At 65.1% G+C, this 26,963-nt stretch carries 34 protein-coding genes; 16 read left to right on the top strand and 18 right to left on the bottom strand.

Annotation, left to right across the window (positions count from 1 at the left end; translation table 11 throughout):
* Window positions 1-9 precede the first annotated feature (9 nt).
* Complete coding sequence (locus tag VW23_RS24550; protein WP_069912110.1) at window positions 10-462, bottom strand: DMT family transporter; 453 nt, start codon at window positions 460-462, stop codon at window positions 10-12.
* A complete protein-coding gene (locus VW23_RS24545) occupies window positions 459-926 on the bottom strand; it encodes a DMT family transporter (protein WP_069912109.1) in 468 nt (155 codons plus the stop codon). Before VW23_RS24545 ends, VW23_RS24550 begins: the two co-directional genes overlap by 4 nt.
* A 184-nt stretch (window positions 927-1,110) precedes the next feature.
* Here VW23_RS24545 and VW23_RS24540 point away from each other — a divergent pair, with 184 nt between their 5' ends.
* Window positions 1,111-1,326: a dodecin gene (locus VW23_RS24540; protein WP_069912108.1), complete on the top strand. Its 216-nt coding sequence runs from the start codon at window positions 1,111-1,113 to the stop codon at window positions 1,324-1,326.
* On the opposite strand, the gene VW23_RS24535 is transcribed toward VW23_RS24540, so the two are convergent.
* Window positions 1,327-1,875 (bottom strand): dihydrofolate reductase family protein, encoded by a 549-nt coding sequence (locus VW23_RS24535; RefSeq protein ID WP_069912107.1) that lies wholly within the window; start codon window positions 1,873-1,875, stop codon window positions 1,327-1,329. It lies immediately after the preceding gene.
* A 146-nt stretch (window positions 1,876-2,021) separates the two neighbouring features.
* On the opposite strand from VW23_RS24535, the gene VW23_RS28735 reads away from it, so the two are divergent.
* The 5 genes from VW23_RS28735 to VW23_RS24515 are packed head-to-tail and all read left to right on the top strand — an operon-like array spanning window position 2,022 to window position 5,668.
* Entirely contained in the window at window positions 2,022-2,426 is a 405-nt protein-coding gene (locus tag VW23_RS28735) for a hypothetical protein (RefSeq protein ID WP_141728484.1), read from the top strand.
* 9 nt (window positions 2,427-2,435) lie between these two features.
* Complete coding sequence (locus VW23_RS24530) at window positions 2,436-3,083, top strand: 5-oxoprolinase subunit B family protein (protein WP_069912106.1); 648 nt, start codon at window positions 2,436-2,438, stop codon at window positions 3,081-3,083.
* On the top strand, window positions 3,080-3,970 hold the full coding sequence (locus VW23_RS24525) for a 5-oxoprolinase subunit C family protein (RefSeq protein WP_069912105.1): 891 nt from the start codon (window positions 3,080-3,082) through the stop codon (window positions 3,968-3,970). Before VW23_RS24530 ends, VW23_RS24525 begins: the two co-directional genes overlap by 4 nt.
* Entirely contained in the window at window positions 3,967-4,710 is a 744-nt protein-coding gene (locus VW23_RS24520; protein WP_201788091.1) for a LamB/YcsF family protein, read from the top strand. Before VW23_RS24525 ends, VW23_RS24520 begins: the two co-directional genes overlap by 4 nt.
* A gap of 55 nt (window positions 4,711-4,765) precedes the next feature.
* Window positions 4,766-5,668 (top strand): bifunctional methylenetetrahydrofolate dehydrogenase/methenyltetrahydrofolate cyclohydrolase, encoded by a 903-nt coding sequence (locus tag VW23_RS24515; protein ID WP_069912104.1) that lies wholly within the window; start codon window positions 4,766-4,768, stop codon window positions 5,666-5,668.
* Here the strand turns inward: VW23_RS24515 and VW23_RS24510 are convergent.
* Window positions 5,665-6,015, bottom strand: a complete 351-nt coding sequence (locus VW23_RS24510) for an MmcQ/YjbR family DNA-binding protein (RefSeq protein ID WP_069912103.1) — start codon at window positions 6,013-6,015, stop codon at window positions 5,665-5,667. The two genes, VW23_RS24515 and VW23_RS24510, sit on opposite strands and share 4 nt — an antisense overlap.
* A 121-nt stretch (window positions 6,016-6,136) precedes the next feature.
* Here VW23_RS24510 and mgtE point away from each other — a divergent pair, with 121 nt between their 5' ends.
* From mgtE to VW23_RS24485, 5 genes are all read left to right on the top strand, one after another.
* The gene (mgtE, locus tag VW23_RS24505) at window positions 6,137-7,552 is read left to right on the top strand and encodes a magnesium transporter (protein ID WP_069912102.1); all 1,416 of its coding nucleotides are present in this window, start codon (window positions 6,137-6,139) and stop codon (window positions 7,550-7,552) included.
* Window positions 7,553-7,910: 358 nt separating this feature from the next.
* Window positions 7,911-8,588, top strand: coding sequence for a glutathione S-transferase family protein (locus VW23_RS24500; protein WP_069912101.1), 678 nt, complete (start codon window positions 7,911-7,913; stop codon window positions 8,586-8,588).
* Window positions 8,585-9,016 (top strand): DUF1489 family protein, encoded by a 432-nt coding sequence (locus VW23_RS24495; protein ID WP_244513724.1) that lies wholly within the window; start codon window positions 8,585-8,587, stop codon window positions 9,014-9,016. The genes VW23_RS24500 and VW23_RS24495 overlap by 4 nt, the downstream gene beginning before the upstream one ends.
* Entirely contained in the window at window positions 9,016-9,363 is a 348-nt protein-coding gene (locus VW23_RS24490) for a DUF4180 domain-containing protein (RefSeq protein WP_069912099.1), read from the top strand. Before VW23_RS24495 ends, VW23_RS24490 begins: the two co-directional genes overlap by 1 nt.
* Window positions 9,364-9,507: 144 nt before the next feature.
* Window positions 9,508-10,410: a division plane positioning ATPase MipZ gene (locus tag VW23_RS24485; RefSeq protein ID WP_069912098.1), complete on the top strand. Its 903-nt coding sequence runs from the start codon at window positions 9,508-9,510 to the stop codon at window positions 10,408-10,410.
* 21 nt (window positions 10,411-10,431) lie between these two features.
* On the opposite strand, the gene VW23_RS28730 is transcribed toward VW23_RS24485, so the two are convergent.
* Both VW23_RS28730 and VW23_RS24475 read right to left on the bottom strand, forming a co-directional pair.
* Window positions 10,432-10,710, bottom strand: a complete 279-nt coding sequence (locus VW23_RS28730) for a hypothetical protein (protein ID WP_141728483.1) — start codon at window positions 10,708-10,710, stop codon at window positions 10,432-10,434.
* Window positions 10,711-10,769: 59 nt separating this feature from the next.
* Window positions 10,770-12,428, bottom strand: a complete 1,659-nt coding sequence (locus tag VW23_RS24475) for an SPOR domain-containing protein (protein WP_084646441.1) — start codon at window positions 12,426-12,428, stop codon at window positions 10,770-10,772.
* 339 nt (window positions 12,429-12,767) lie between these two features.
* On the opposite strand from VW23_RS24475, the gene clpS reads away from it, so the two are divergent.
* The 3 genes from clpS (at window position 12,768) to VW23_RS24460 (ending at window position 16,321) form a co-directional block, all read left to right on the top strand.
* On the top strand, window positions 12,768-13,121 hold the full coding sequence (gene clpS, locus VW23_RS24470) for an ATP-dependent Clp protease adapter ClpS (RefSeq protein WP_055879781.1): 354 nt from the start codon (window positions 12,768-12,770) through the stop codon (window positions 13,119-13,121).
* Between the two features lie 10 nt (window positions 13,122-13,131).
* Window positions 13,132-15,504 (top strand): ATP-dependent Clp protease ATP-binding subunit ClpA, encoded by a 2,373-nt coding sequence (gene clpA / locus VW23_RS24465; RefSeq protein WP_069912096.1) that lies wholly within the window; start codon window positions 13,132-13,134, stop codon window positions 15,502-15,504.
* A 76-nt stretch (window positions 15,505-15,580) separates the two neighbouring features.
* Entirely contained in the window at window positions 15,581-16,321 is a 741-nt protein-coding gene (locus VW23_RS24460) for an SDR family oxidoreductase (RefSeq protein ID WP_069912095.1), read from the top strand.
* An 81-nt stretch (window positions 16,322-16,402) separates the two neighbouring features.
* Here the strand turns inward: VW23_RS24460 and VW23_RS24455 are convergent, their stop codons facing one another.
* The 10 genes from VW23_RS24455 to VW23_RS24415 form a co-directional block, all read right to left on the bottom strand.
* Window positions 16,403-16,948 (bottom strand): class I SAM-dependent methyltransferase, encoded by a 546-nt coding sequence (locus VW23_RS24455; protein WP_069912094.1) that lies wholly within the window; start codon window positions 16,946-16,948, stop codon window positions 16,403-16,405.
* A gap of 82 nt (window positions 16,949-17,030) precedes the next feature.
* Window positions 17,031-17,672: a YoaK family protein gene (locus tag VW23_RS24450; protein ID WP_069912093.1), complete on the bottom strand. Its 642-nt coding sequence runs from the start codon at window positions 17,670-17,672 to the stop codon at window positions 17,031-17,033.
* On the bottom strand, window positions 17,593-18,009 hold the full coding sequence (locus tag VW23_RS28725) for a hypothetical protein (RefSeq protein ID WP_141728482.1): 417 nt from the start codon (window positions 18,007-18,009) through the stop codon (window positions 17,593-17,595). Before VW23_RS28725 ends, VW23_RS24450 begins: the two co-directional genes overlap by 80 nt.
* Before the next feature lie 9 nt (window positions 18,010-18,018).
* Complete coding sequence (locus VW23_RS24445; RefSeq protein ID WP_069912092.1) at window positions 18,019-18,438, bottom strand: HIT family protein; 420 nt, start codon at window positions 18,436-18,438, stop codon at window positions 18,019-18,021.
* Window positions 18,435-19,763 (bottom strand): glycosyltransferase, encoded by a 1,329-nt coding sequence (locus VW23_RS24440; RefSeq protein ID WP_069912091.1) that lies wholly within the window; start codon window positions 19,761-19,763, stop codon window positions 18,435-18,437. The genes VW23_RS24445 and VW23_RS24440 overlap by 4 nt, the downstream gene beginning before the upstream one ends.
* 144 nt (window positions 19,764-19,907) lie before the next feature.
* A complete protein-coding gene (locus tag VW23_RS24435) occupies window positions 19,908-21,074 on the bottom strand; it encodes a GNAT family N-acetyltransferase (RefSeq protein ID WP_084646439.1) in 1,167 nt (388 codons plus the stop codon).
* Window positions 21,067-21,828: a glycerophosphodiester phosphodiesterase family protein gene (locus tag VW23_RS24430; protein ID WP_069912090.1), complete on the bottom strand. Its 762-nt coding sequence runs from the start codon at window positions 21,826-21,828 to the stop codon at window positions 21,067-21,069. Before VW23_RS24430 ends, VW23_RS24435 begins: the two co-directional genes overlap by 8 nt.
* Before the next feature lie 77 nt (window positions 21,829-21,905).
* Window positions 21,906-22,370 carry a RidA family protein gene (locus VW23_RS24425; RefSeq protein WP_069912089.1) on the bottom strand — a complete coding sequence of 155 codons (465 nt, stop codon included), beginning with the start codon at window positions 22,368-22,370 and terminating at the stop codon, window positions 21,906-21,908.
* Window positions 22,351-23,679, bottom strand: coding sequence for a DNA polymerase IV (locus VW23_RS24420; protein WP_069912088.1), 1,329 nt, complete (start codon window positions 23,677-23,679; stop codon window positions 22,351-22,353). The genes VW23_RS24425 and VW23_RS24420 overlap by 20 nt, the downstream gene beginning before the upstream one ends.
* Window positions 23,680-23,683: 4 nt before the next feature.
* Window positions 23,684-23,956: a DUF3572 family protein gene (locus VW23_RS24415; protein WP_084646438.1), complete on the bottom strand. Its 273-nt coding sequence runs from the start codon at window positions 23,954-23,956 to the stop codon at window positions 23,684-23,686.
* Between the two features lie 97 nt (window positions 23,957-24,053).
* Here VW23_RS24415 and VW23_RS24410 point away from each other — a divergent pair, with 97 nt between their 5' ends.
* Window positions 24,054-24,428 carry a response regulator gene (locus tag VW23_RS24410; RefSeq protein WP_055878215.1) on the top strand — a complete coding sequence of 125 codons (375 nt, stop codon included), beginning with the start codon at window positions 24,054-24,056 and terminating at the stop codon, window positions 24,426-24,428.
* Window positions 24,429-24,484: 56 nt separating this feature from the next.
* A complete protein-coding gene (locus VW23_RS24405; RefSeq protein ID WP_069912087.1) occupies window positions 24,485-25,855 on the top strand; it encodes a PleD family two-component system response regulator in 1,371 nt (456 codons plus the stop codon).
* A 396-nt stretch (window positions 25,856-26,251) separates the two neighbouring features.
* Here the strand turns inward: VW23_RS24405 and rpmG are convergent, their stop codons facing one another.
* Both rpmG and VW23_RS24395 read right to left on the bottom strand, forming a co-directional pair.
* Window positions 26,252-26,419 carry a 50S ribosomal protein L33 gene (gene rpmG, locus VW23_RS24400; RefSeq protein ID WP_055048921.1) on the bottom strand — a complete coding sequence of 56 codons (168 nt, stop codon included), beginning with the start codon at window positions 26,417-26,419 and terminating at the stop codon, window positions 26,252-26,254.
* Window positions 26,420-26,545: 126 nt separating this feature from the next.
* Complete coding sequence (locus tag VW23_RS24395) at window positions 26,546-26,962, bottom strand: DUF983 domain-containing protein (protein WP_069912086.1); 417 nt, start codon at window positions 26,960-26,962, stop codon at window positions 26,546-26,548.
* Window position 26,963: the final 1 nt, after the last annotated feature.

Raw genomic sequence — 26,963 nt, 5'->3', positions numbered from 1 at the left:
CCCACCAGCTCAGTCACCATCCGCCGCGGTCGGGGCGGTCGTCCGCTGCCGCTGCGCGACGATCACCCCGGCGACGATCAGGATGATGCCGCAGAGCGCGGCCACTGACACCGGCTTGCCGGTCAGCACCCAATCCAGCGCCACACCGCCGAGCACCTGACCGGCGATGATCAGCATGGTCGAACGGGTGGCGCCGATCTGGGCGATGATCCAGCTGCTCAGCGCCACGAACACCACGTCGACCGGCCCGCCGAAATAGATATGCCACGGCCCCGAGAACGCACCGTCGCGGAGCAGCCCGCCGATCGCCAGCCCGAGCACGGTCAGGAGGCCAAAGCCGACGAGGTGGTTGCAGAACGAGGCGAACAGCGCCGAAGTCGATACCGCGAGGCGGCCGTTCAACTGGCGGCTGACGCCGACCAGGCCGCCGGCGACAAACGCAAGCACCACTGCTTCGATCATAGGCTGCCCCAGATCACGAGGGCGCTGCCGGCGACAATCAGCGCGAGGGCGATTCCGTCGCCCAGCCGCAGGCGCCGTTTGGCGATGCCGAACAGCCCCCAGCGATCTGCGGCGAGGCTGAAGACGATCTGCCCCGCGAGGCCCAGTGCCAGAGTGCCGCTCAGCGCCAGCGCCGAGTTCACCGCCGTCGAGGTCATAATTACCGTCACCGCGCCGGCAAAGCCGCCGAGATAGGCCCAGAACGGAATGGCTTGGCGCGGCCCCTCACTGCGCTGGATCGCCTTCCACCACAGCGGGATCACCAGGAGGGCTGCGACCGTCCCGGTGCCGTGCGCCATCCACGACGAGAACAGTGCGCCGCCCTGGCGAGCCAGTTCGCCGTTGAGGTGGACCATAAGCGAGAGCAGGGCTCCTGCCGCTAGCGCGGCAAGGTTGGCGGCGAGATCGATCCGGCGAGGTGACATCTGGAACTACGCTGGGAGGTGGGCGCAGCAGGTGACGGTTGCGGGGCGGTATCGTCAAGATGCTGCCGGCCAATTGGCACCGCATTCTCTTGACAGCGCCGCCGGAACGGCGCGGCGTAGCTGGCCTGCCGGCTCACCCGGCAGCCCAGGCTCATTGCCCGTTCGACAGATGAAGGGGACTGACATGCCAAACCACACCTACAAGAAAATCGATCTGGTCGGCTCGTCGACGGCCTCGATTACCGACGCCATCGAAAGCGCCATCGCCCGGGCGCATCGCACCACGCGCAACCTCGAGTGGTTCGAGGTTGAGGAGGTGCGCGGCTCGATCTTCGAGGGCAAGGTCGCGCAGTATCAGGTGGTCATGAAGGTCGGCTTCCGGATCGAGGATCCGAGCTGATCAGGGCCGGACCCACTGGGTCTGGACCACGCCACGATCGATCAGTTCCATGTCGCGGGCCTCGAGACCGGCGCCCGGCAGCACCAGGCGTGGGTGGCCCTTGCTGAAGCAGGGGATGCCGTCGGGCAATGTGAGATCACGAACCTCCGAAAGCACGAAGCGGTCGAGCAGCGGCAGGAACACATCGAACGTTCCAGTGCCGCCGGTGATGGCGATGGTGCCCGAGGCGATCTCGAGCTGTTTCAGGACATCGCCGATCTCCATGCCGTCTGGGTTCCAGAACTGCGTCAGGAGATCGGCCGGGTCGCGTTCGAGCGTTGCGACCGAGCGGGTCAGCACCAGGCGCTTGCGGCCGGGGTTGGGATGCCGCTCGTGACCCAGCCGGCCAAGAACGACCAGCGCCGCGGCGTCGAGCGCCGCCTGGAAGATGCGCCAGTCGGCTTCGTTGCGGAGCGCCGGCGGCATGCTGCCATCGGCAGCGGCGATCATGCCGTCGACCGAGACGATGGCGTGGCCTTCGACGATAACGCTGGCGCCGGGAATAGACATGGGAACTGGACCTTTTCGTCTTGCGCGATTGCCGTGAGACGCCCGCGAAAGCCGGAGACTCTGTTCGCATACGGATAGCCATGAGTGGCGCGCCTTGCTAGCTATTGGTGGGGGCCGTCAGGTGCCCGGTGGGCGGGAGAGCGCCGATGAAACTGAACCAGTACTGGCGTCTCGGCGCGGCTTGCGCTCTGGCGTTGCTGATATCTGCGAGCCCGGCGCGAGCGGTTTCCGTGCCGTCGGCAGCGGAGGACGGGCTCGGACACTTCCTCGGCTGCTTCTCGCTGCTGCTCGATTCTGTCGCCCATGCCCAGTACTGCGGCCCCAGCCGGGTGCCGCTCGATCTCACGCCGCTGGGCGCCGGGGGCAGCGGGGATGCCGCCCCACCGCCGCCACCACCTTGCTTCCCATGTTCGGGACCAAGCAGCTTTGTCGACCTCCCGCCGCTTAGTCCCTACCAGGTCGCTTCGTTGGTCGATGCGCCGCGCTCGATCCCACCAAAGCCACGCCGGTGGGAGCTGCTGATGGCCTGCTGTCCCGGCGGCGGTGCCTGACGCCGCCCGATGACCGACACCCTTACGCCAACCCTGCTGCCCCTGGGCGACCGTGGGCTGCTGATCCGCTTCGCCGAGAGCCTTTCCGACGACGCCAATCGCGCAGCGATCGGCTTTGCTGCCCGGGTCGAAGCCGCGGGCGTGCGCGGCGTGGTGGAGATCGTGCCGAACCTCGTTTCGGTGCTGCTGCGCTATGAGCCGGGGGCCATCGGCTTCGATGCACTGGCCGGTGAGGTGCGCCTGCTGGTCTCGGCACCCGGGCAGCCGGCTGCCGGGGACGCCGAGCACCGCGTTACCGTGCATTTCGACGGCGAGGATCTCTCCGAGGTGGCAGGGCTGGTGCGGCTCTTGGTGGCCGACTTTATTGCCGCCCACAACGCCGCGCCACTGCGCGTACTGGCCACCGGCTTTGCGCCGGGCTTCATCTATTGCGGCATGCACCCCGAGGCGCTGGTGGTGCCGCGACGGGGCGTGGTGCGGCGGCAGGTGCCGGCCGGCACGGTGCTGTTCGCTGCCGGGCAGACGGCAATCACCTCGACCGCCATCCCGACCGGCTGGCACGTGATCGGCCATACCGAGTTCCGCAACTTCGACCCGGCCGCCGAGCCCCCGACCACGGTGCGCGCCGGCGACAGCGTAGCGTTCGTGGCGTCGTGAGCGCTATCCGCATCACCCGCGCCGGCCCGCTGGCGACGTTGCAGGATGCCGGGCGACCGGGGCTGCTGCGGCACGGCATCAGCGCTTCCGGCCCTATGGATCGCACGGCGTTCGAGCGGGCCGGCGTCTGGCTCGGCGCCGCGGGGGCGACCGGGATCGAGTTCACCACGGCAGGCCTCGGCTTTGTTGCCGAGGGCTCGGTTTCCATTGCTGTCGATGGTGGTTCGTTCGAACTCAGCATCGATGGCGAAGCGAAATCATGGCCATCGCGGGCGCTGCTGAGCGCTGGTTCTATCGTGGATATCCGACCGGGTCCGGCCGGGAACTATGGCTACCTGCGGTTCGACCGCGAAATCGATGTGCCCCTGGTGATGGGCAGTCGCGCAACCAGCTCGATTGCCGGGATCGGCGGTCTGGATGGGCGGGCCTTGCGGGCTGGCGATGTGCTGCCGCTCGGCGCGACGCTGCCACGCGGGCGGGGCCAGCATCCGACGCCGGCGACGGTGGCGGATGGCCCGATCCGGGTGATCCGGGGCATTCATGCCGACCGCTTCAGCAATGCGATCCGTCAGCGCTTTGTTACCGATGCTTTCGCGGTATCGCCGCAGCTCGACCGCATGGGCGTCCGGCTTGCCGATCCCGGACAGGTGTTCGCCGAAGCAAAAATCCTGTCGCTGGTGTCGGATGCCGTGGTGCCGGGCGATATCCAGATCCTCGGCGATGGCACGCCCATCGTGCTGATGCGGGATCACCAACCGACCGGCGGCTACCCGCGGATCGCCACGGTGGTGACGGCCGATCTCGACCGATTTTCCCAACTGCGGCCCGGCACCCAGGTGCGGTTCGCGCCGGTGACCGTGGCGCATGCAGAAGGACTGAAGCCGTGAACGAACTCGATCTCAATGCCGATCTCGGTGAGGGCATGCCGGGCGATGCCGCGCTGTTCGACATCATCTCGTCGGCCTCGATCGCCTGTGGCGGCCACGCCGGCGACGAGACGACGATGCGGCTCAGCCTGCGGGCAGCCAAGGCACGCGGTGTTGCGGTTGGCGCGCACCCGGGCTTTGCCGATCGCGAGCATTTTGGTCGCCGCCGCTTGTTCCTGCCACCCGAAGAGCTGGACGAGCAGGTACGGGGACAGGTGCGCGCCTTGGTCGAGTACGCCGAGGAGGAGGGTGTGCCGGTGCGCTACCTCAAGCTGCACGGTGCGCTGGCCAATATGGCGGCTGAGGAACCGGCCGTGGCGGCTTTGTGCTTTGCTGCAGTGACGGGGCTGGTGCCGGGTCTCTCGGTGCTGGCGATCGATGACAGCGCCCAGGTCGAGGTGGCCGAGGCACTGGGCTACCCGGTGGTGCGCGAGGCCTATGCCGACCGCGCTTACCAGCCCAACGGCCTGCTGGTGCCGCGCTCGCAGCCCGGCGCGGTGCTGCACGATGTCGGAGCGATTGCCGAACGCGCCGTCCGGCTGGCGCGGGCGGGGGAACTGGTAGCAATTGATGGCTCGGTGATCCGTACCGAGGCGACTTCGCTCTGTATCCACGGCGATACCGATGAGGCGGTGGCGATCGCTCGGGCCGTGCGGGCTGCGCTCGAGGCCGAAGGGATCACTATCCGCGCGCCTTACTGAGGTTGCGCCGAAGTGCGAGTTGTTCCATATCGGCGGCTCCACCCAAGGAGCTGCCATGACCGCCAAGATCATCGACGGAAAGACTTACGCCGAGGGGCTTCGCACCCGGATTGCCGGCCATGTCGAGCGCCTGAAGCGCGAGCACGGCGTGACACCCGGCCTTGCGGTGGTGATCGTCGGGCATGATCCAGGCAGCGAGATCTATGTCAGCCAGAAGGCCAGGCAGACCGTCGAGGTCGGCATGCACTCTGAAAAGTACGAATTGCCCGAGGATGCCTCGGAAGCCGAAGTGCTTGCGCTGGTGCAGAACCTCAACGCCGACCCGGCCATTCATGGCATCCTGGTGCAGCTGCCGCTGCCCAGGCAGATCGACCCCAACAAGGTGATTGCCACCATCTCGCCCGACAAGGATGTCGACTGCTTCACGCCGGCGAGCGTCGGCAAGCTGCAGATCGGGCTGCCAGGGCCGGTGAGCTGTACGCCACTCGGCTGCCTGATGCTGCTGCGTGATACGCTCGGTTCGCTCGAAGGGCTGAACGCCGTGATCGTCGGGCGTTCAAATCTCGTGGGCAAACCGATGGCCCAGCTGCTGTTGCGCGACAACTGCACCGTGACGGTGGCGCATTCCAGAACCAAGAACCTTGCCGATGTGGTTCGGCAGGCAGACATCGTGGTTGCCGCGGTCGGCCGCCCGCAGATGATCAAGGGCGACTGGATCAAGCCGGGCGCCACGGTGATCGATGTGGGCATCAACCGGATCCCGGCGCCCGAACGCGGCGAAGGCAGGACGCGTCTGCTCGGGGACGTCGACTACCCAGCGGCCGCCGAGGTGGCGGGCGCCATTACGCCGGTGCCAGGCGGGGTAGGGCCAATGACCATCGTCTGCCTGCTTGCCAACACGGTGACCACGGCATCGCTGATCAACGGCATCGAGCCGCCAAAGGATTTGACGCCCTAAGGCTTGCTGGCGGTGTAGGCATCCGCTAGCCGCTTGGGCGCCCGGAACCGCCAGGCGTCCTCGAGCCGCAGCGACAGCTCCTCGTCGCCGATCACATCGAGCCGGACCAACAGGCCCGGCCAGCCTTTGAAGTGGTCGGTCTGCCAGTAGATCTCGGGCGCCATCTCCATCAGCAGCTCTTTGTGTTCCAGCGGACAGTGCAGCACCATCTCCGCCGGGCCGCGCACCGAGGCGAAATTCTTGCCCTTCACCTTGAGCGATGGCGCGCCATAGCTGGTGGACTCGCTCACTTCGGGGAGCTGCAGTGCCGCGCAGAGGCGCAGCATCCGATCCATCTCGCGGCCCATCGCCATCTCCTTCTCAGCGAAGCAAAAAACAGCGCTCGACGAGCTTCGCAAGTCTGGCGCATCCACGACCGATTGGCTACACCACGTTTTGAACCCGAAGCGCCTGCCTCCCGGGGTCTCCATGACCAATGAATCCGACATCGCGGAAATCGGGGAAACCCGGCCCGATCCGAACGCGCTTCGCGGTCCGGACGATCACCTGAATCAGGAGTGGATCGAGCGGCTGCGCGCCCACCTCTCGGCGGGCGAAGAGCACGACGTCGCCGAGATGATGGAGCCGCTGCACGCCGCTGACGCCGGCGACGTGCTCGAGGCGCTGGAGCAGGACGAGCGCGTCGCCCTGGTCCAGATGCTGGGTGACAAGTTCGACTACCTGGCGCTGACCGAAGTCGACGACAACGTTCGTACCGACCTGATCGAGGAGCTGCCGACCGAAGATGTGGCGCGTGGCGTCGCGACGCTCGACAACGACGACGCCGTCTACATCCTCGAGGACATGGATGCGGGTGACCGCGAGGAAATCCTCGCGCAGCTGCCGGCCTTCGAACGGCTGAGCCTCAAGCGCAGCCTCGATTTCCCCGAGGATTCCGCCGGTCGGCGGATGCAGACCGATTTCATCGCCATCCCGCCATTCTGGACCGTCGGTCAGACCATCGACTACCTCAGGGTGGAAAAGGACCTGCCGGACGAATTCTACCAGCTCTACGTCGTCGACCCCAGCTACCGCGTGCTGGGCACCATCCCGCTCGACAAGTTCCTCCGCGCCAAGCGGCAGGTGCGGATCGAGAACCTGATGAACCACGACGTCCTCACCGTGGAAGCTACCGAGGACCAGGAGGAAGCGGCGCGCGACTTCGAGCGCTATGACCTCGTGGAAGTCGGCGTCATCGACGAGAACAAGCGGCTGGTCGGCGTGCTGACCGTCGACGACATCGTCGACGTCATCCATGAGGAGGCCACCGAGGACATCAAGCTGCTCGGCGGCGTCGGCGACGAAGAACTGTCGGACAACGTGCTGTCGACGGTGCGAAGCCGCGCCCCCTGGCTGGTGGTGAACCTCTTCACCGCCATGCTCGCCTCGTTCGTCATCAGCCTGTTCAACGCCACCATCGAGCAGATGGTGGCGTTGGCGGCACTGATGCCGATCGTCGCCTCGATGGGCGGCAATGCCGGCACGCAGACCATGACGGTGACGGTGCGGGCGCTGGCGACTCGCGACCTCGATCGGGGCCGCGTTCGCCGGCTGATCCTCCGCGAGGTCACCGGCGGCTTCCTCAACGGCTGTATCTTCGCGGTGCTGATCGGCGCCGTCACCTGGCTCCGCTATGCCAACCCGGGTCTGGGGATGGTCATCGGTTTGGCCATGATCATCAACATGATCGCCGCCGGCAGCGCTGGAATTTTGATCCCGCTGGCCCTCAACAGGCTGAAGGTCGACCCAGCCATCGCCTCCTCGGTGTTCGTCACCACGGTGACCGATGTCATTGGATTCTTCGCCTTTTTGGGCATCGCCGGGCTCTGGTTCGGACTGTTCTGAACCGCTTTCCACAGGGATACTCGACCTATCCACCGTGGCTTTCCCGCCACTTCCCAACCACGCCCTCGCCGAGTTAACGAATCATTACTGTCGCAATTTCGTCACCAAGTGTGGTTGCGGCAGCCCGAGAACGGCAAAGAGGAGCTTTGATGCGAGGCCAATCAAAGACCGAATGGTGGCGTTCCGCCTTACCGACAGTGTCCTGGACACTCGTCTGTTTGCTGGCCATGTCACTCGTGTTCACTATCGTTGCCGGCGCCTAGGACGGGGTGCAACTGGACCTGAAGGTCCTTCGATAGTACAGAATTTTGGAAGGGCGCCGGGCCACTCGGCGCCCTTCCGCTTTTGAGGCCGACCGATGAAACTGATCTTCGCCAATCGCAATTACTCGAGCTGGTCGCTGCGCGCCTGGCTGGTGCTCCGCCACTTCAACATCCCGTTCGATGAGGACCTGGTGCTGCTCAATGGCGAGGGCTGGCAGCAGAACCTGCGCAAGAAATCGCCGAGCGGCAAAGTGCCGGTGCTGGTCGATGGCGACGTCGTGCTGCCCGAGACCACGGCGATCATCGAGTACCTCCACGACAAGTATCCGGCCAAGGGCATCTGGCCATCCAATCGGATGGAGCGGGCCTATGCGCGCTCGGCGGCCGCCGAAATGCATGGTGGCTTCAACGCCCTGCGCGACGCAGCGCCGATGAACCTCAGGGCTTCGCATCCGGGCAAGGTCGATTTCGACGTGGTGGCCGATGACCTCAAGCGCATCGAGCGGATCTGGGGCGACCTGCTGTCGCGTTCCGGAGGCCCCTACCTGTTCGGCGCGTTCAACGCCGCCGACGCCATGTTTGCGCCGGTGGCGACACGCATCCGCACCTACGAGCTGCCGGTAAGCGATCTGGCGCAGGAATATGTCGAGGCGATCTACGCGCTGCCGGCCTTCCAGGAGTGGTTCGCCGAAGCCGTGAAAGAGCCGTGGGTGGTCGAGCACGACGAGATCGACATCATCCTCGCCAAGCGGGACGCGGCCGGCAGCGCATGATGCACATGATCAAGCTCTGCGTCGGCGTTGCGACGCTGGAAGAGCTCGAATCCTATCGCAACGAGCGCGCTCACTGGTGGGGCGCCGACTACGGCGAGGACGTCCACGTCCACCGCACTCGCACCATGCCCAAGCGCAAGGACGAGATGGAGGGGCAAGGCTCGATCTACTGGGTGATTTCGGGCGTCGTACGCTGCCGCCAGCCGATCCTCAGGCTCGCCGAAGCCGTCGACGAGCAGGGGCTGAAGTGCTGCGACATCATCATGGCGCCGGACATGGTGCGCACCATCCCGCGGCCAAAGTCACCGTTCCAGGGCTGGCGCTACCTTGATCCCAAGGATGCCCCGGCCGATATCGGCAAAGGCGGTTTCGAGGAGGAAGGCTCGCTCGAACTCGCCGAAGAACTGGCGAAACTAGGACTGATCTGATGCAGAGCACAGCGATCAAGGGCGTCAATGTCGGCTTTTACGAGGGGCCGGTGATTGCCGCCGAAGCGGACAGCAACGACGTGATCGGCTCGACCTACGGGCTGGGCATCGACCTGATCGCCATTCCGGTGGACCACCTGGTGGACGATTTCTTCTGGCTGAGCACCGGGCTCGCCGGCGCGGTGCTGCAGAAATTCCAGCAATACGGCTTTCGCGTTGCCATCCTGGGCGACATCTCGCGCTTCACGGCGGAGAGCCCGTCGCTGCGCGACTTCATCTACGAGAGCAACCGGCGCGGCCAGGTGATGTTCCTCGCCGATCAGGCGGCGCTGGAAGCGCGGCTTTAGGGTGACGTTGTGTGCCTGTCATCGCCTGATGCTGAAACACCCCCTTGAACGGGGTGGGTGTCTCATCAATAGTTCGCTCGGGCAAATAACGACCGAATCCCGAAATCGCGTCGCTTCGGGCTACTGGAGCGGCAGGGGAGACTGATGGGCAGGACAGGCACGCACGTCATTGTCGTCGGCAATGAGAAGGGCGGCTCCGGCAAGTCGACCACGGCGTTCCATCTTGCCGTTTTCCTGATGTATCAGGGCTTTCGCGTCGCTTCGATCGACGTCGACAGCCGCCAGCAGACGCTGACCCATTATGTGCGCAACCGCCGCAACTGGGCCCAGGCGCACGACCTGAAGCTGCCGCACGCCACGCATTTCCATCTGCCGCTGTCGAAGTCGGATTCGGTCAAGGAGAACCAGCGAGTCGAGTTCGACCTGTTCCGGCAGGCGATCATCGAGGTCGAGGGCGAAGCCGACTTCCTGATCGTCGACACGCCGGGCTTCGACACCCACCTGACCCGGCTGGCGCATTCGCTGGCCGATACGCTGATCACTCCGCTCAACGACTCGATCATCGACCTCGACGTGATGGCGCATGTGGACCCGGTCACCGGCGACCCCAGAGAGATGAGCCACTATGCGCGGCTGGTGCAGCGAGCCCGCACCGAGCGGCTGTCGATCGATGGGCGCACCATCGACTGGGTGATCGTGCGCAACCGCATCTCGATGCTGCCGTCGCGCTCGACCAAGATCGTGCAGAGCGCCATCGAAAAGATTGCGGTGCGGCTGGGCTGCCGCGTGGCGGAGGGCATCGCCGAGCGCGTGATCTTCCGCTCGCTGTTTCCAACTGGCATGACGGTGTTCGATCCGCTGGATGCGGAAATGCTGGGCGGGTTGCCGTCGATGTCGCATCTGAGCGCCCGGCAGGAATACCGAGCGCTGGTCGAGGCACTGAAGCTGCCGGTGAGCGAGCGCGCCAAGGCGCGCATCGAGGGCGAGAAGGCATTGGCGGCCAGCGCGGGCGCGCCGGCCAGTTTCGAGCATATGGCCGGCGAGTAGGCACAAGGCCCGCGGCGGACCTTAATTTCGGCGGGGCAATGTAACTTTGACGGCCCGGCTGCCCGCCGGGTCGAACACATCGAGTTCGATCTCGACATGCGGCATCAGCATGCGACGGGTGCGGGCGCTGAGCGCCATCACCACGCCGAGCAGATCGCCGACGCCGCGGCGCTTCAGGCCGGGGTTGAACCGCGTCACCATGGCATTGACCGCCTGCCTGCGGACAACGGCATCTTCGGACGCGAGGGCCGACTGCCCTACAAATCGGGCGAGTTCGGAAAGGCTAGACGTATCGCTCATTTGGGCTACTCCAACACAGGCCACAAATTCGCTTCCCTGAGGCGGCTGCTTTTCGCGTCTTAGGACTGCATCGCGAGGCAGCTCATCTTGGCTTTCTTCAGCTCGTTGCACACACCGGCCGCGGCATCGCGGTCGCTGAAACCACCGAAGCGGGCGCGGAAGAACACTTGCCCGTTCTTCTCGAACCGCTCGACATAGGAGCGGGCCACGCCAAGGTTACCGACCTTGGACGAAGCGTCGCTGATCAGGGAGTTGGCACCGCCCTCGGTCGGCGCCGCGCCGATCTGGACGATCCAGCCGCCGCTGACTTCCTGCGGGACCTCGGCCACCTCGACGGCGAGCGGCGCCGGAGCAGGCTGGTCTTCAATGATATCGGGGGCCGTGTCGCCGATGCCGCCCGAGGTCATCAGGTCGATCGGCTGGCCTTCTTCGCCGATGCCGACCGGCGGCAGCAGCGGCGCCGACGGCGCGGTCTGGCCGAGCGGGGCAGGAGCCGCGCCGAGCGAGAAGGTGTCGCTGAGCCAGGCACCGATCACGTCGAGCGGGCGCTCCTGCTGCGGCGCAATGCTGGCAATGGTCGGCCGGCTGGCGAGCGTATTGGCGGCCTGCACGGCTTCATCGAAGCCGAGATCGGCAGGACGGGCCTCCGGCAGCGGCGCTGCTTCGCCTATCGAGGCGACCACGATGTCGTCGGGCTGCTGCGTCGCTTCGGTCGGCTGCAGCTTGGCAGTGACGCTGACGGTGGCGCCACCGATCCGGAACGACGGGTAGGGGGCCGGCATCACCGGCACCGGATCGGTGGAGGCGACCATCACGGTCGCGCCCTTGCGGCCCGGCTGCGGGATCATGGCGACATCGAGGTAGCCGCCGCTGCGGCTCTTGGGCAGGTATTTCTTGACCAGCTCGCGCACCTTGGCGTCGCGGGCGCCGCTCGAGTCGAAGCCGAAGCCGGCGACGACGATATGGTGACCGTCGGCGCGCGCCGCGGTCAGAAGGTTGAAGCCCGACGCATTGGTGTAGCCGGTCTTGATGCCGTCGACGCCGTTATTGCCGAGCAGCCGGTTGTGGTTGCCGTAGGTGCGCTTGCCGTACGAGAAGCTCCGGGTCTGGAAATACTCGTAGTAGTTCGGGAAGTGCTGGTAGACGGCGATGCCGAGGATGGCCTGGTCGGCAACGGTGGTGACCTGACCCTTGTCAGGCAGGCCCGAGGCGTTGCGGTAGGTGGTGTTCGACATGCCCAGCGCCTTGGCCGTGGCCGTCATGCGCTTGGCGAAGGCGCTCTCGGAGCCGGAGATGTTCTCGGCGATGACGCGGGCAATGTCGTTGGCGGAGATCGTGACGATCGCCTTGATGGCGTTCTCGACGGTGATGGTCGAGCCGGCTTTGAGCCCAAGCTTGGTCGGTACCGCCTGCGCGGCGTATTTCGACACCGTGAACTTGGTCTTCAACGTAATGTTACCGGCCTCCAATTCCTGGAACAGGACGTAGAGGGTCATCACCTTGGTGACGGAGGCGGGATAGCGCGCCGCGTTGGCCGAACTCTCGTAGAGGATCTTGCCGGATTTGGCGTCGACCACGATGCCCGCGAACTTGCGCGACACGGTCGCCGCTTCGGCAGCCGAGATCATCGGCACCAGCAGTGCCAGGGTCAGCGCGATTGCCGTGGCAATACGCCGGAACAGCGCGCGCGAATGGGAAAAATGCTTCTCGGAAAGCACCCGGTACTCCAACTACTCTCGGGCGCAAACGCCGCCCGTACTCAACGCCTCGAGAAGCTGCGGCTGATCCTCCCCAAACGAGACCAGTCACCTTCCCTGTTACCCACCACCTTAGGCAGCCCGTCTTACCATTCCGTAAAATGCGATGGATTTCGGGCACTTGGTTAAGGGCCGGCGAACACGGCGACCTGCTCCAAAGTTTAGGTAGTTCGGCACTTAACAGGCAGAGAGTTTTGCCTACATAATGGCCTCACCATGCTGCTTCGAACCGATCTCCCCCAGACCCGAGCCATGCGTGCAGCCATCGAACTGACGCTCCCGACCACTGGTGCATCTGTGATGCCGCCGCGCGGGGCCGACGATGACCGCAAGAGCGGTAAGGGCGATGGGGGAAGCAAGAACGATACGGCGACCATCACGAAGCCGAAGACCAAGAGCAAACGGCCCAGTCTTTATCGGGTGCTGCTGCTCAACGACGATTACACCCCGATGGAGTTCGTCGTCCTGGTGCTGCAGGATGTGTTCAACAAGACCCGCGAAGAGGCCATGCGCATCATGCTCCACGTCCACAACCAGGGCGTCGGCGAATGTGGTGTGTACCCCTTCGAGGTGGCCGAGACCAAGGTCACCAGGGTGATGGACGCGGCCCGCAAGAACCAGCACCCACTTCAGTGCGTGATGGAAAAGCAATAGGAACCGACATATGCCCTCTTTCTCCCGCGGACTTGAGAAGGCCCTCCATCAGGCGATGAACCTGGCACGCGAGCGGGCGCATGAGTTCGCCACGCTCGAGCACCTGCTGCTGGCGCTGACCGACGACCGCGACACCATCGCGGTGCTGACCGGCTGCGATGTCGACATCGAAGCGCTGAAGTCGGACCTCGAGGATTTCATCAACGAGGAGCTCGACAGCCTCGTCGTGCCCAACGGGCAGGACGCGCGCCCGACCGCGGCGTTCCAGCGCGTCATCCAGCGCGCCGTGATCCATGTGCAGTCGTCCGGTAAGGAAGAGGTTACGGGCGCCAACGTGCTCGTCGCCATCTTCGCCGAGCGCGAAAGCCATGCCGCGTACTTCCTCGAGCAGCAGGACATGACGCGGCTCGACGCAGTCAACTTCATCTCGCACGGCATCACCAAATCGGGGCCGAGCGAGGAGCGTCGCGTGCGCGGTGCCGAGTCCCCGGCCGGGAACGGGCAGGGCGAAGAAGGCGAGCGCGCCGGCAATGGCCAAAGCTCGGCGCTGGCCGATTTCTGCGTCAACCTCAACGAGAAGGCCCGGGCCGGCAAGATCGATCCGCTGATCGGCCGCGACAGCGAGCTGCGCCGCACCATCCAGATCCTCTGCCGCCGCTCTAAGAACAACCCGCTCTATGTTGGTGACGCCGGCGTGGGCAAGACCGCCATTGCCGAGGGCCTCGCCCGCAAGATCATCGAGGGCGATGTGCCCGAGGTGCTGCGCGAGGCGGTGATCTATGCGCTCGACATGGGTTCCCTCCTGGCCGGCACCCGCTATCGCGGCGACTTCGAAGAGCGGCTGAAGGCCGTGATGAAGGAGCTGGAGAAGCACCCGGACGCCATTCTGTTCATCGACGAGATCCATACCGTGATTGGCGCCGGCGCCACTTCGGGCGGTGCGCTCGATGCCTCGAACCTGCTGAAGCCGGCTCTGGCTTCGGGCAATATCCGCTGCATCGGCTCGACCACCTACAAGGAATACCGGCAGTTCTTCGAGAAGGACCGGGCGCTGGTCCGTCGCTTCCAGAAGATCGACGTCGCCGAGCCGACCATCCCGGATGCGATCGAGATCGTGAAGGGCCTGCGTCCGTATTTCGAGGACTACCACAAGCTGAAATACACCGACGAGGCGCTGAAGGCCGCCGTCGAGCTGAGTGCGCGCTACATCAATGACAGGAAGCTCCCCGACAAGGCGATCGATGTGATCGACGAGACCGGCGCCAGCCAGATGCTGCTGACCCCGGAGAACCGCAAGCAGACCATCGACGTCGCCGATATCGAGCAGACCATCGCCACGATGGCTCGTATCCCGCCCAAGTCGGTGTCGAAGTCGGATTCTGAACTCCTCGCCAACCTCGAGAGCAATCTCAAGACCGTGGTGTTCGGCCAGGATCAGGCGCTCACCGCGCTCTCGTCGGCGATCAAGCTGGCGCGGGCCGGCCTGCGCGAACCGGAAAAGCCGATCGGCTCCTACCTGTTCACCGGCCCGACTGGTGTCGGCAAGACCGAGGTGGCCAAGCAACTGGCGGATACGCTGGGCGTGGAACTGCTGCGCTTCGACATGTCCGAGTACATGGAACGGCACACCGTGTCGCGGCTGATCGGCGCCCCTCCGGGCTATGTCGGCTTCGACCAGGGTGGCCTGCTGACCGATGGCGTGGACCAGCATCCGCATAGCGTGGTGCTGCTCGACGAAATCGAGAAGGCCCACCCGGACCTGTTCAACATCCTGCTGCAGGTGATGGACCACGGCAAGCTGACCGATCACAACGGCAAGTCGGTCGACTTCCGCAACGTGATCCTGATCATGACCTCGAATGTCGGCGCCATGGAGCTGCAGAAATCGCCGATCGGCTTTGGTCGTAAGCGCGAGCAGGGCGATGACGAGGAAGCGGTGAACCGGATGTTCACGCCGGAGTTCCGCAACCGCCTCGACGCCATCATCTCGTTCGGCCCGCTGCCGCCGGCAGTCGTCCGTCGGGTGGTCGAGAAGTTCGTGCTGCAGCTCGAAGGCCAGCTGGCCGAGCGCGGCGTGACCATCGAACTGACCCCGGAAGCCGCCGAGTGGCTGGCGATCCGCGGCTATGATGAGCGCATGGGCGCCCGCCCGCTGGGCCGCGTGATCCAGGAGCATGTCAAGAAGCCGCTGGCCGACCAGGTGCTGTTCGGCGAGCTGCAGAACGGTGGTTCGGTCACTGTCGCAGTGGTCGGCGTCGGCACGGAGTCGAAGCTCGAGCTGATCGCGGTTCCGCCGCGGCCGGCCCGGCCCAAGGCCATCGCCGCGCCCAAGGCCAAGAAGGCCAAGGCCGCCGCCGACAAGCCGGCAGAAGAAAAAAGCTGAGATCCCATGCAGGGACTTATGCAAGGCCGGGAGCGATCCCGGCCTTTTTCTTGGGTCAGTAACGGGGGAGGAATGAATGGGACTTGAGGGCAAGACCATCGCGATAACCGGCGCGGCGCGCGGCCTTGGGGCAGCGCTGGCCATCGTCGCGGCCGACCGCGGCATGATCCCGCTGCTGCTCGGCCGCAATGCCGCCGGCATCGGCGCCGTGGCCGATGCGATCGAGCAGCGGACCGGCAAGCGGCCGGACGCCTTCGTCTGCGATCTCGCCGACCCGCTGTCGCTGACCGGCGCCGCGAGCAAGATCGCCACCGTGCACCCCGAGCTCGACATCCTCGTCAACTCCGGCTCGCAATGGGTGGGTGGCGCCTACCAGGCGATGACCGATGCGCAGATCGCCGCAATCGTCGACTCGACGGTAACCGGCACCATGGCACTGACCAGGCGCCTGCTGCCGCTGCTGCTGAAGCGGCCCGAGGCCGATATCCATACCGTGGTGTCGATGAGCGGGCTGCCCTATGCGCGGATGCGCGGCTCATCGGTGCCGTTCGTCGCCGCCAAGCACGCCCAGAACGGTTTTGTCCAGGCGCTGACCGAGGAGATGGCCGGCAGCAGCGTACGCGTCACCTCGGTCTATCCCGGCCACATCGAGGACACGTCACCGCTCGAGGAGAACTGGGACCATCCGCGCGGCGTCGAAGACGCGCTGAGCGACAAGGATGTGGTCGAGTCGATCCTGTTCGTCCTCGGCCAGCCGCGCAACGTCGCCATCCGGTCGCTGGTGATCGAGCGGGCCCGGACCGAGTTCCTCAGTTAGCTGGCGGTCTTCTCCCACGGGGCGCTGCGCGTCGCTGGCATGTCATCGTCTGCTTACTACGCTGCGAAGGGGCTCGAACGGCTAGGCTCGTGCCATGACCACGAGCTGGTTCACGCCGAACAGGAACCGTTCGTAACGAGCAACGATCATTCCGGCTTCCTGCGCCAACTGCGTCAGCCCGTCCCGCTCGAACATGACTTCGTGCTCATCTGCCGCCTCTTTGCTGAACAGCCCGACGGCAGCGCCGATCTCGTGAACATGTCTGAGCGCCCGGCGCGGCGTCGTCAGCACGATGCGGCCGCCGGGCGTCAGCAGGTCTCGCCATTGCGCCACGGCGGCACCCGGGTCCTGCATGTGCTCGATCACAGCGAGGGCCACGACTGTGTCGAACGCGCCGGTCGGCAAGCTAGAGGTGAATGTGTGCGCAGGGTAAGTGCCCGCGGCGCTCCCCAGTGCAACGCGATCGCGATCAAATCCGACATAGAGGTCAGTTGACACGAACGCGGCCAGATTGCCGCCGCCGCACCCGAAGTCGAGCACGCTACCCACCAGGAAGGGCTTGGCAGCCTGGACCCGCGCCCGCCGCAATAGCGGAGAAAGAAGGCCTTCAGTGCCTTGGTCACCCATCGAACCCCCCCAGTTCACGCCAGCGCGGAGGAACTCTCCTCAGCCGCAGATCGGCCCCGCAACTAACGGCACACAATCGTTATCAATGCATTGCCTGGCGCCTCACCGCCAGCCCGACGAAGAACGCCACATAGATCGTCGCGGGCAGGGCGAGCGCCCATAGATGCCAGGCGCCATAGACGAGGCCGCCGATGAGGGCGCCGACCAACAGGGCGAGCCAGACCAGCAGGTGCTGCACCCAACGCAGCGGCGGCGCTTCGCCGCGCACCGTGCGGGCAAGATCCTGGCCGACAGCGAACAGGGTGCCGGTAACGAAGGTCGCGCCCAGCCGGACGGCGCCGCGCGGTGACATGATGGCGTTCTGCGAGCCTGCGGCGGTCGCCAGCGCCAGCATTGCCTGCGCTGCCGAGAACCCCAGCCCGCTGAGCCCCAGCGTGACGCCGAGGCCGGCCAGCACCAGCGCCAGCACGCCCATGGCGCGCCGACGGTCGGTAGTGCCGCCGATCAGGCTGCCGAAAAAGCTGCCGACGACGAACATCACGATCAGCCCGGCAGGCAGCGCCAGCGCCGGGCCGAGCTCGGCGAGACCGGCGCCGAGCTGCGTGGTGTTGCCGCTCATGAACGAGGTGTAGAAACCGCCCAGTTCAATGAAGCCGACGACGTCGATCATCCCGGCGGCGGCGGTGAGCAGCAGGCCGAGGCTGAGCTGCGGCGCGGGCGTCATTGCTGCTGCGGCCGTGAAGGAAAATAGCGCCCTGAGGGGCCATCAGCGCGAGCGCTTCGGCCATCGCTCGCTCAAGCGCGAAGCTGATCTCGGCCGTGGGGACGATCCATTTCGGCTCGGGGGCAGTCGGGCGCTCGATAGGTCCATTGATCCAGGCGAGGCCCACGGTGACGTTTTCGTCCGTCGGCAGGTCGACCCAGATCTGGAACGTGTCGCCACCGTCGCTGGAAAGGAAGGCAGAACGACACTCCTCACCGCCCGACGAGGAAAAGAGGACCAACTGATGTCTGTCTATCCAGGCGTCGATATCGGCATCCACGCTGGCATAGCCGGACATTCGAGGTCCCTAGAGTGCTGCTGCGATGGCCTTGGCCTGCGCGGCGAGCTCGGCGTCATCGGCCTTGCCCTGGCCGTGGCGGCCGAGCTCGACCCCCTCGTAGACCGGGATGACGTGGAAATGCAGGTGGAACACCGACTGCCCGGCCGGCGCTTCGTTGAACTGCACGACGCGGATGCCGTCGGGGTTCAGCGCCTTCTGCGCTGCCCTCGCCACCCGCTGCACCTGCGGGATGGTGCGGGCGAGCACGGCCGGATCGGCATCGAGCAGGTTACGCGACGCGGCCTTGGGGATGATCAGCACATGGCCCTTGGACTGCGGGAAGATGTCCATCATGACCAGGACGTCCGCATCTTCGTAGACCTTGTGGGACGGGATCTCGCCCTTGATGATCTTATTGAAGATGTTGCTCGGGTCGTAGGCGGTCACGAGGCGGTCTCCATCACATCGTCGGTGTCGTAGAGGTTGCCCGGATAGCTCTCGATCGTTTCTTCGACGATGTCGGCGGCGAGCCCGGTGCCGTCCTCGAGCACCAGCCGGTCGCGCAGTTCAGTCGCGGCGATCTGGAACGTGGCATCGGTGGCCAGTTCCTCGAGCGCCGAGGCGAGGATTCCGGGGGTGAGTTTTCGGAGGCGGACCGGGGCAGGGCCGCAGCCCAGCTCGTAGACGCGGCGACCCCAATAGGGTTGGTCGAAGAAGTGTGGCACGACGAAGGTCGGGCGACCGGCATAGAGGCCGGCATAGGTGGTGCCGGCGCCGCCATGGTGCACCAGTGCCTTCATCAGCGGGAACAGCTTGGTGTGGGGCGCCTTGTCGATGGTGTAGACGGTATCGGGCAAGTCCTCGGCCTTGATGCCGCCCCAGCCCTTGCCGACCACCGCGCGGCCGCCCCACTCCCGCAGCGCCTTGGTGATGATCTCGGTGTTGCGCGCCGCGCCCCACGGCATCGAACCGAAGCCGAGATAGATCGGCGCTTCGCCGGCATCGAGGAACTTGCGGAACGCCGCGTCCGGCTCCCAGCCGGTAATGTCGTCGAGCCGCCAGAAGCCGGTGACGGTGGTGGTCTCCGGCCAGTCGCCGGGGCGCGGCGAGATCACCGGCGAGTAGGCGTGCAGTGCCGGGATCGGCTCACCGCGGGCGTTCTTCGAAAAGCCCGAGCGCTTGCGGCTGCGGAGCCCGAGCAGCTTGGCGCGCATCCGGTCACGCGGAAAATCGTAGTAGCTCTGGTGCGCTGCCTGCACCACGTAGCTCAGCCGGTTGAACAGCGGATCGAGGCTGATGCGGTTGAACAGCGGCTCGGGCGGCGGGCCGTCATAGCCGAAATACGGGAACTCGCCGGTCGGGTTGATCGGCTGGAAGGCGGTCATGATCGCCGGAATATCCAGCGCCTCGGCGACATCGACGGCGAAATTGGTAGTCTGGTGGAAGATGATGGCGTCGACGTCCTGGGCGGTGGCCCAGAGGTGCCGGCAGGCCGTCTTCATGATCTTCTGGCCGTCGCGCAGCAGTTTTGGCGCGTAGAGCAGCGAGTTCTTCGACATGACGTTGTCGAACTGGCTCTGCCGCATGAACGCCTGGATATCGCTGCCCAGCGTCGCGAACTCGACGCCGTGGCCGGTAACAAAACCCTCGAAATCGTTGGTGGCGCACAGCACCACCGAGTGACCACGCTTTTTCAGCGCCAGTGCAAGCGCGACGAAGGGCTGCACATCCCCCATCGTCCCAATCGCGGCTACGGCGATGCGCTTGCTCATTCGGTCTCCAGGGCCTCGAGAGGAGGCGGCCGTCATATCTATCGACAGTATGGTCTGGCTGAGGCAGGAAAATACCGCGCCAGACCCGAGCCCGTCCAGTGTGGTGCCTTCGAACCACAGTGCCGGGCCCGGTGCAACTCCCAGCTAATGCGGGTCCCCATGTCTGAATGGGGTGTAGCGTTCCAGCTGTTCCTGTTCGCGCGCCACCGAGGCACGCTCCTGCGCCACAAAGCGGGCGACGGCGTCGCGAAGACCGGGGTGGCCAATCCAGTGGACCGAGCGGGTCGTGGCAGGCGCATAGCCGCGCGCCAGCTTGTGCTCGCCCTGCGCCCCGGCTTCAACCACCGGCAGTTTGTGGGCGATGGCGTAGTCGATGGCCTGATAGTAGCAGAGCTCGAAATGCAGGAACGGCACATTGCGGGTGGCGCCCCAGTAGCGGCCGTAGAGTCGGTCGTGGCCGATCATCGAGAACGTGCCGGCAATCGGCTCGTCGCCATCATAGGCGAACATCAGCAGCACCCGATCGGCCATCGCCTCTGAGAGCAGCGAGAAGAAGCGGCGGTTCAGGTATGGGCGGCCCCACTTGCGGCTGCCGGTATCCTGGTAGAACTCGAAGAACTGATCCCAGACCGCCTCGGTGAGGTCGGCGCCGGTCAGCCATTTGACGGTCAGGCCGTCGGCTTCCAGCGCATCACGGCGCTCGCGACGGGTAACCTTGCGGTGACGCGACGACAGGGTGCCAAGGAAATCCTCAAAACTCGAGAAGCCATCATTGTGCCAGTGGTACTGGGTGTCGTGGCGGACCAGCCAGCCCGAGCCGCGGGCGAGGTCGGCCTCGGCCTCGCTGACGAAGGTGGCGTGCACGGAAGAGATATTGTTGCGGGTGGCGAGCGTCTCCGCCGTGCGGATCAGCGCCGTGCGGCTGGCATCGTCTTTGGCGAGGAAGCGCGGGCCGGTGACCGGGGTGAACGGCACGGCGCATTGCAGTTTTGGATAATACTCGCCGCCGGCGCGCTGGAACGCATCGGCCCAGCCATGATCGAAGACATATTCGCCCTGCGAATGCGACTTGAGGTAGAGCGGCATGGCGCCGACCAGGGTGCCGGTGCTGTCGCTCAGCAGCAGATGCTGCGGCTGCCAGCCGGTGCGGTTGGAGGCGGAGCCGGATTGTTCGAGCGCGAGCAGGAAGCGGTGATCGAGGAACGGGTTGTCGACCAGCCCGTCATGCTGAGGCGCCAAGGCGTTCCACACCGCCGCGGGGATCTCCGCGATGGAGCTAAGTACGTCGGCGCTGAGCGTTTCCTCAGGCACTTGGCGGATCGAACCCCTCGAACACGATCTGGTCGGCCCTGCCGAGCACGGCGAGCGCCGCGGCTGGAGATTTGATGGTCCAGGCGGTGACCGGCATGCCGAACGAACGGAACAGCTTCACCGCCGGCAGCTCGAGCGATTTGTCGCGGCAGGAAATGAAATCGAAGCGACTGACCGGCCAGTGCAGCAGGTGCCGCAGCATGAACTTGGTGGCGTCGCTGAGGTGCTGGTCCCATTCCGGCTCGTCATAGGCATAGGTAACGATGCCGACCGGCATGGTAGCGCCGCGCTTTTTCACCTCGATAATGAGCTTAGGGTCGAACGACTCGAGCGTCACCGGCCCACGATAGCCTTTGAGTCCGTCCATCACCGTCTGCGCCAGCACCTCGGTGGCGGCCTGGTTGGGTTGCTGCTTAAGTTCGATCTGCAGCAGCACCCGGCCGTTGATCTGGGCCAGGAACTGGTCGAACCGCTGCGGCGTATCGCCGGCGGCACTGTCGAGCAGCGTGTAGGTCGAGAGCTCCGCCATGCTCCGAGCGCCGACCGGACCGGCAACGCCGGTCAGCCGGTCGAGGTCGTCGTCATGGAAAATCATCGGGATGCCGTCGCGGCTGAGCTGGACGTCGCACTCGATGGCGTAGCCGCCCTCGATCGCCGCCGCGAAGGCGCTCGCGGTGTTTTCGATGATGCCGCGACCGCGGTCATGCAGACCACGGTGGGCAATGGGACGATCGAAATTGGGTTTGGCGCACATGCTGTTAAGCCGTCATATGGGGTTCAGGACGCCCGGGCGCTAGCAGCCCCACATGACACTTTCGCGTCGCCCGTCCCTTACTCTTCGACTTCGATGATGCCTTCGACTTCGACCGCGGCGCCAAGCGGCAGGGCGGCCATGCCGACAGCGGAGCGCGCATGCTTGCCCTTGTCGCCCAAGACGCCGACGATGAGGTTCGAGGCGCCATTGGCGACGAGGTGATGCTCGGCGAACTCGGCGGTAGAGGCGACGAACACCGTGAGCTTCAGCACCCGCTTGACCTTGCTGAGGTCGACGCCGGCCGAGTGAACGATCTGGCTGAGGAAATTCACCGCCGCGAGCTCGGCAGCATTGCCACCCTGGACGACGTTCATGGTGTCGCCGAGCAAGCCCGTCACCACGCCATCGGCACCCGAGGAGATCTGACCGGAGACGTAGACGATGTTGCCCGTCCGGGTGATCGGCACATAGGTGGCGACCGGCGCTTTCGGCTGCGGCAGCTCGTAGCCATATTCGCGGAGCTTATCGAGGGGGCTGGTCATCCTGGTTCTCTTCGTCTTTGTCTGCGTTACGGGCGGCGCGAGCCTTCACCCGGTCGTATAGCTTGCCGCGGATCACCGCGTCCCGGCCGAAGCGATCGCGTACACGATCAATGGCCCGTTCGGCCGCGGCGCGCCGAGCGATTCCCGGCTCGATCAGGTCGACCGGATCGATGCCGTCGGCCTCCGAAATGCCGCTGACGCCAATCCCGATCAGCCGGAACGCCGTCCCGTCGATCTCGCGAGCGAGAAGCTGCACGCCGGTTTCGTAGAGCACGTTGGCAAGCTGTGTCGGGATCATCAATTGCCGGGCCCGGGTGCGCAAGCGAAAACCTGCCGACTTGAGCTTGAGCGTAACCGTGTCGCCGAGGATCGACTTGGCCTTGAGCCGCTCGGAGAGGCGCTCGCACAGCGCCAGCAGCTCGGTCGAAAGGTCCTCGAACGTCCTCAGGTCGGTGTTGAAGGTGGTCTCGGCGGAGACCGTTTTCATCTGGTCGTCGGTCGAGATGGCGCGGGCATCCTCGCCGCGCGCCAGCCGCGCGAGGCGGGCGCCGGAATCGCCGTAGCGGCGCATCAACTGCTCGGGCGGCGTCTGCTGCAGCTGACCGATGGTCTCAAAACCATCTTTGCGCAGCGTCTCGGCGAACACCTTGCCGACGCCATAGATCAACGTCACCGGCTGCGGCGCGAGAAACGCCACGGTTTCGGCTTTGCCGATCACCGCAAAGCCGCGCGGCTTGTCGAGGTCGGAGGCGACCTTGGCGAGGAACTTGTTGTGGCTGAGGCCCACCGAGATGGTGACGCCGATCTCCTGTTCGACGCGTCTAGCGAACCGGGCAAGCACCACGGCGGGCTTGGCCTTATGCAGCGCCTCGGTACCGGTGAGATCGAGAAACGCCTCGTCGATCGACAGTGGCTCGACCAGCGGCGTCAGCTGATCCATCAGCGTGCGGATCTCGCGGCTGACCGCCACGTATTTCGCCATGTTGGGCGGGATCACCACGGCGTGCGGGCAGAGTTCCTTCGCCTTGAACATCGGCATGGCGGAGCGCACGCCATATTGCCGCGCGATGTAGCAGCAGGTGGAGACAACGCCGCGCACGCCGCCGCCGATGATCAGCGGCTTGTCGACCAGGCTCGGGTCGTCGCGTTTCTCAATCGATGCATAGAAGGCGTCACAGTCGACATGGGCGATGCTGAGCGCGCCCAACTCGTCATGCGCCCTGATTCTGGGCGATCCGCAGGTGCGGCAGCGGGTAGGGGCCTCGAAGGCCTCCACCGTCGCCGAACAGTCGCGGCAAATCGCCAGCATAGCCTCATCCCGCCGGGTTGAGCCGAGCCCAGACGCGCATGAAGTCGTCCGGCCTGAAGCTGTTATTGGCGCATAGCGCGAGCAGCAGCGCCTCGTTGGCCGCGAAATAATCGATCAGCCCGCGGTCGAGCCCGTCGCCGCCGGCGGCCTTGCGCAGGGCGTCGGGCGAGTATCCGGTCATGGTCATGAACTCGGCCAGTTGTGCCGGGTTCTCGGCGAGCTGGTGCAGGCAGAGCTCGCCCAGGCTGCGGGAAGTGAGTTCGAGGGTTTTCGGCAAGGGCAGGCTCTCGATGGGTATCGGATTGATGTTACCCCGAACTTCGGGCAGAACACGAGGGCCCGCCAGCCCCGTTCAGGGTGGATTTGAGTCCCGTATGCCCAAGACCGTCATGATCGTCGAAGACAATGAGCTCAACATGAAGCTCTTCAACGATCTGCTTGAATCGCGTGGATATTCGATCATCCAGACCCGCAATGGCCTGGAGGCGCTGGATCTTGCGCGAGCGCATCGCCCCGACCTGATTCTGATGGATATCCAGCTGCCGGAGGTTTCGGGCCTCGTGGTCACCAAGTGGCTGAAGGAAGACGACGAGCTGATGTCGATTCCCGTCATCGCCGTGACCGCCTTCGCCATGAAGGGCGATGAGGAGCGAATCCTCCAGGGCGGCTGCGAGGGTTACATCTCTAAACCCATCTCCGTGCCTCACTTTTTGGAAACCATTGCCCGCTACATTGGGCCTGCCAACTAGGCTTTGCCCTATATGGCATTCGGGCAGATTTCCTCAAATCGCGGGGCCTGAGGTCTTTGACGGCGCGGGTGCTGATCGTCGACGATATTCCAACGAATGTCCGCCTGCTCGAGGCGCGGCTTTCGGCCGAGTATTTCGACGTCGTTACGGCAGCTTCCGGCAAGGAAGCGCTGGCGATCTGCGCCGCGGGCGAGATCGACATTATCCTGCTCGACGTGATGATGCCCGAAATGGACGGCTTCGAGGTCTGCGGGCGGCTGAAGGCCGATCGGCGGACCAGTCACATCCCGGTGTTGATGGTGACGGCGCTCGACCAGCCCTCCGACCGGGTACGCGGGCTCGAGGCCGGCGCCGATGATTTTCTGACCAAGCCGGTCGATGACATTCAGCTGATGGCACGGGTGAAGAGCCTGGTGCGTCTCAAGGCGCTGACCGACGAGCTCAGGGCCCGGGCGCGCACCGGCCAGGAGATCGCCATCGAGGACGCCATGCGGGCGATGGATTCGATCGATCACAATGACGGTCGTATCCTCCTGGTCGATCCCGACCTGCGCCACGCCGAGCGCATCCGCGGCTACCTCGAGGCGCACAATCGCATCGATATCCTCGCCAACCCGGCCGACGCCGTGCTGGCGGTCAGCGGTGGCGACTATGAGCTGGCGCTGGTGTCGATGGCGCTCGGCGATTTCGATCCGCTGCGGGTCTGCTCGCAGATGCGGACTGCCGAGCAGACGCGCACCCTGCCGATCATCCTGATCGCCGAAGAGGACGACCGGCCGCGCGTGGTCCGTGGCCTCGATCTCGGCGTCAACGACTTCATCATGCGCCCGGTGGAGCGCAACGAGCTGATGGCGCGGGTGCGAACCCAGATTCGCCGCCAGCGTTATGCCGTGGAACTACGCCAGAGCGTCAACAATACTCTGGCGCTGGCAGTGACCGATGAACTGACCGGGCTCTACAACCGGCGCTACTTCGAGCGGCATTTGTCGATCCTGTTGCAGAAGGCGCAACAGCAGGGCCGCGACATGGCGGTGATGCTGATCGACATGGACTATTTCAAGGAAGTCAACGACACCCACGGCCACGACACGGGCGATGCAGTGCTGCGCGAGTTCGCGGACCGCCTGCGCCGCAATATTCGCGGTGTCGACCTCGCCTGCCGGTTTGGCGGCGAGGAGTTCGTGGTGCTGATGCCCGATACCGACTCAAGGCAGGCGCACAGCGTCGCCGAGCGGGTACGCGGCGCCGTGGCGGAGAAGGGGTTCGAGGCCGGCAACGGGCGGCCTTTGCCGGTCACGGTGTCGGTTGGCATGGCGCTTAACGAGCACGAAACCGACACGCCGGAGCTGCTGCTGAAGCGCGCCGATGTGGCCCTCTATCGCGCCAAGCGCGAGGGGCGGAACCGCGTCGTCGTCGACGCCGCCTAGTCGCGATCAGCGCCCGCCCGAAATATTAAGGTTAAGGATTAGTAACGTTGTGGAGCGGCTACTTGCTCCGACGCCAGAAAGGGTTAAGCTGTACCCATAGAAATAACGCCGACACTTTCGGTGTCAGCAGTCACCCCTACGGTTCTCCTCAGGTCCGCCGCAACTCCTGGGTCCGTAGGGAGGCTGGTTCGCAGCGGGCAAGAGTGGCCTCTTCGACATGCCGCCGCGGACCAGCCGCTTCTTCAGACGCCCGCCCCTTATACCGGGGCGGGCGTTTTCCGTTCGTGATGTCCATCACGAACTTCTTCGTACTATCGCGCACGAACTTCGTGAGGCCCATAACGAAAAACCCGCGCTCAGGAGCGCGGGTCTTTGAAAGCGGCAGGAAAGGCCAGATTATTTGATCTTGGCTTCCTTGAACTCGACGTGCTTGCGCACAACCGGGTCGTACTTCTTGAACGAGAGCTTCTCGGTCTGGGTACGCGAGTTCTTCTTGGTGACGTAGTAGAAGCCGGTGTCGGCGGTCGACACGAGCTTGATCTTGAGGGATACGGCTTTGGCCATGGTCGTGTTTCCTTGAAACGGCTTGCCGCGCGCTATCCGCGGGGCTGTGAATTCAACCGGCCAACCGGCCTGTGGAAATTTGGCCGGAACCTACGGATTTTCGGGCCGATGTCAAGCGGCGCGGGTTCAGACGTCGCTCTTCGAAGTATCGCCGCGCGTCGGATCGAACCCGTACATGTAGTTGGCCCACTGCAGGCCGATCACCGCGCCCTTGATCGAGGGGAGCATGATCAGTGGCAGGACGATGGCCGCCGGAATCATCGTCCAGACATAAAGCATCGGGTCGACCGGCCCGCTCATTTCGGCATGCAGCATCCAGCCGACCAGGATGTGGCCGACGATGAAGATGGCGATATAGGGCGGGAAGTCGTCGGCACGCGCCGCGCTCAGCTTTTCGCCACACTCGGCACAGGTGTCGTTGATCTTGAGGTAGGAGCGGAACAGCTTGCCCTTGCCGCAATTCGGGCAGCGGCACAGCACGCCATTGCCGATTGCCTTCCACAGCGAGCGCTGCTCACGCACAAAACCGATCTCGACCGCCATC

It is taken from the genome of Devosia insulae DS-56, from assembly GCF_000970465.2.
Lineage (GTDB): Bacteria > Pseudomonadota > Alphaproteobacteria > Rhizobiales > Devosiaceae > Devosia_A > Devosia_A insulae.
The sequence above is the reverse complement of the archived record's forward strand: the minus strand, read 5'-3'. Positions and strand labels throughout refer to the sequence as shown.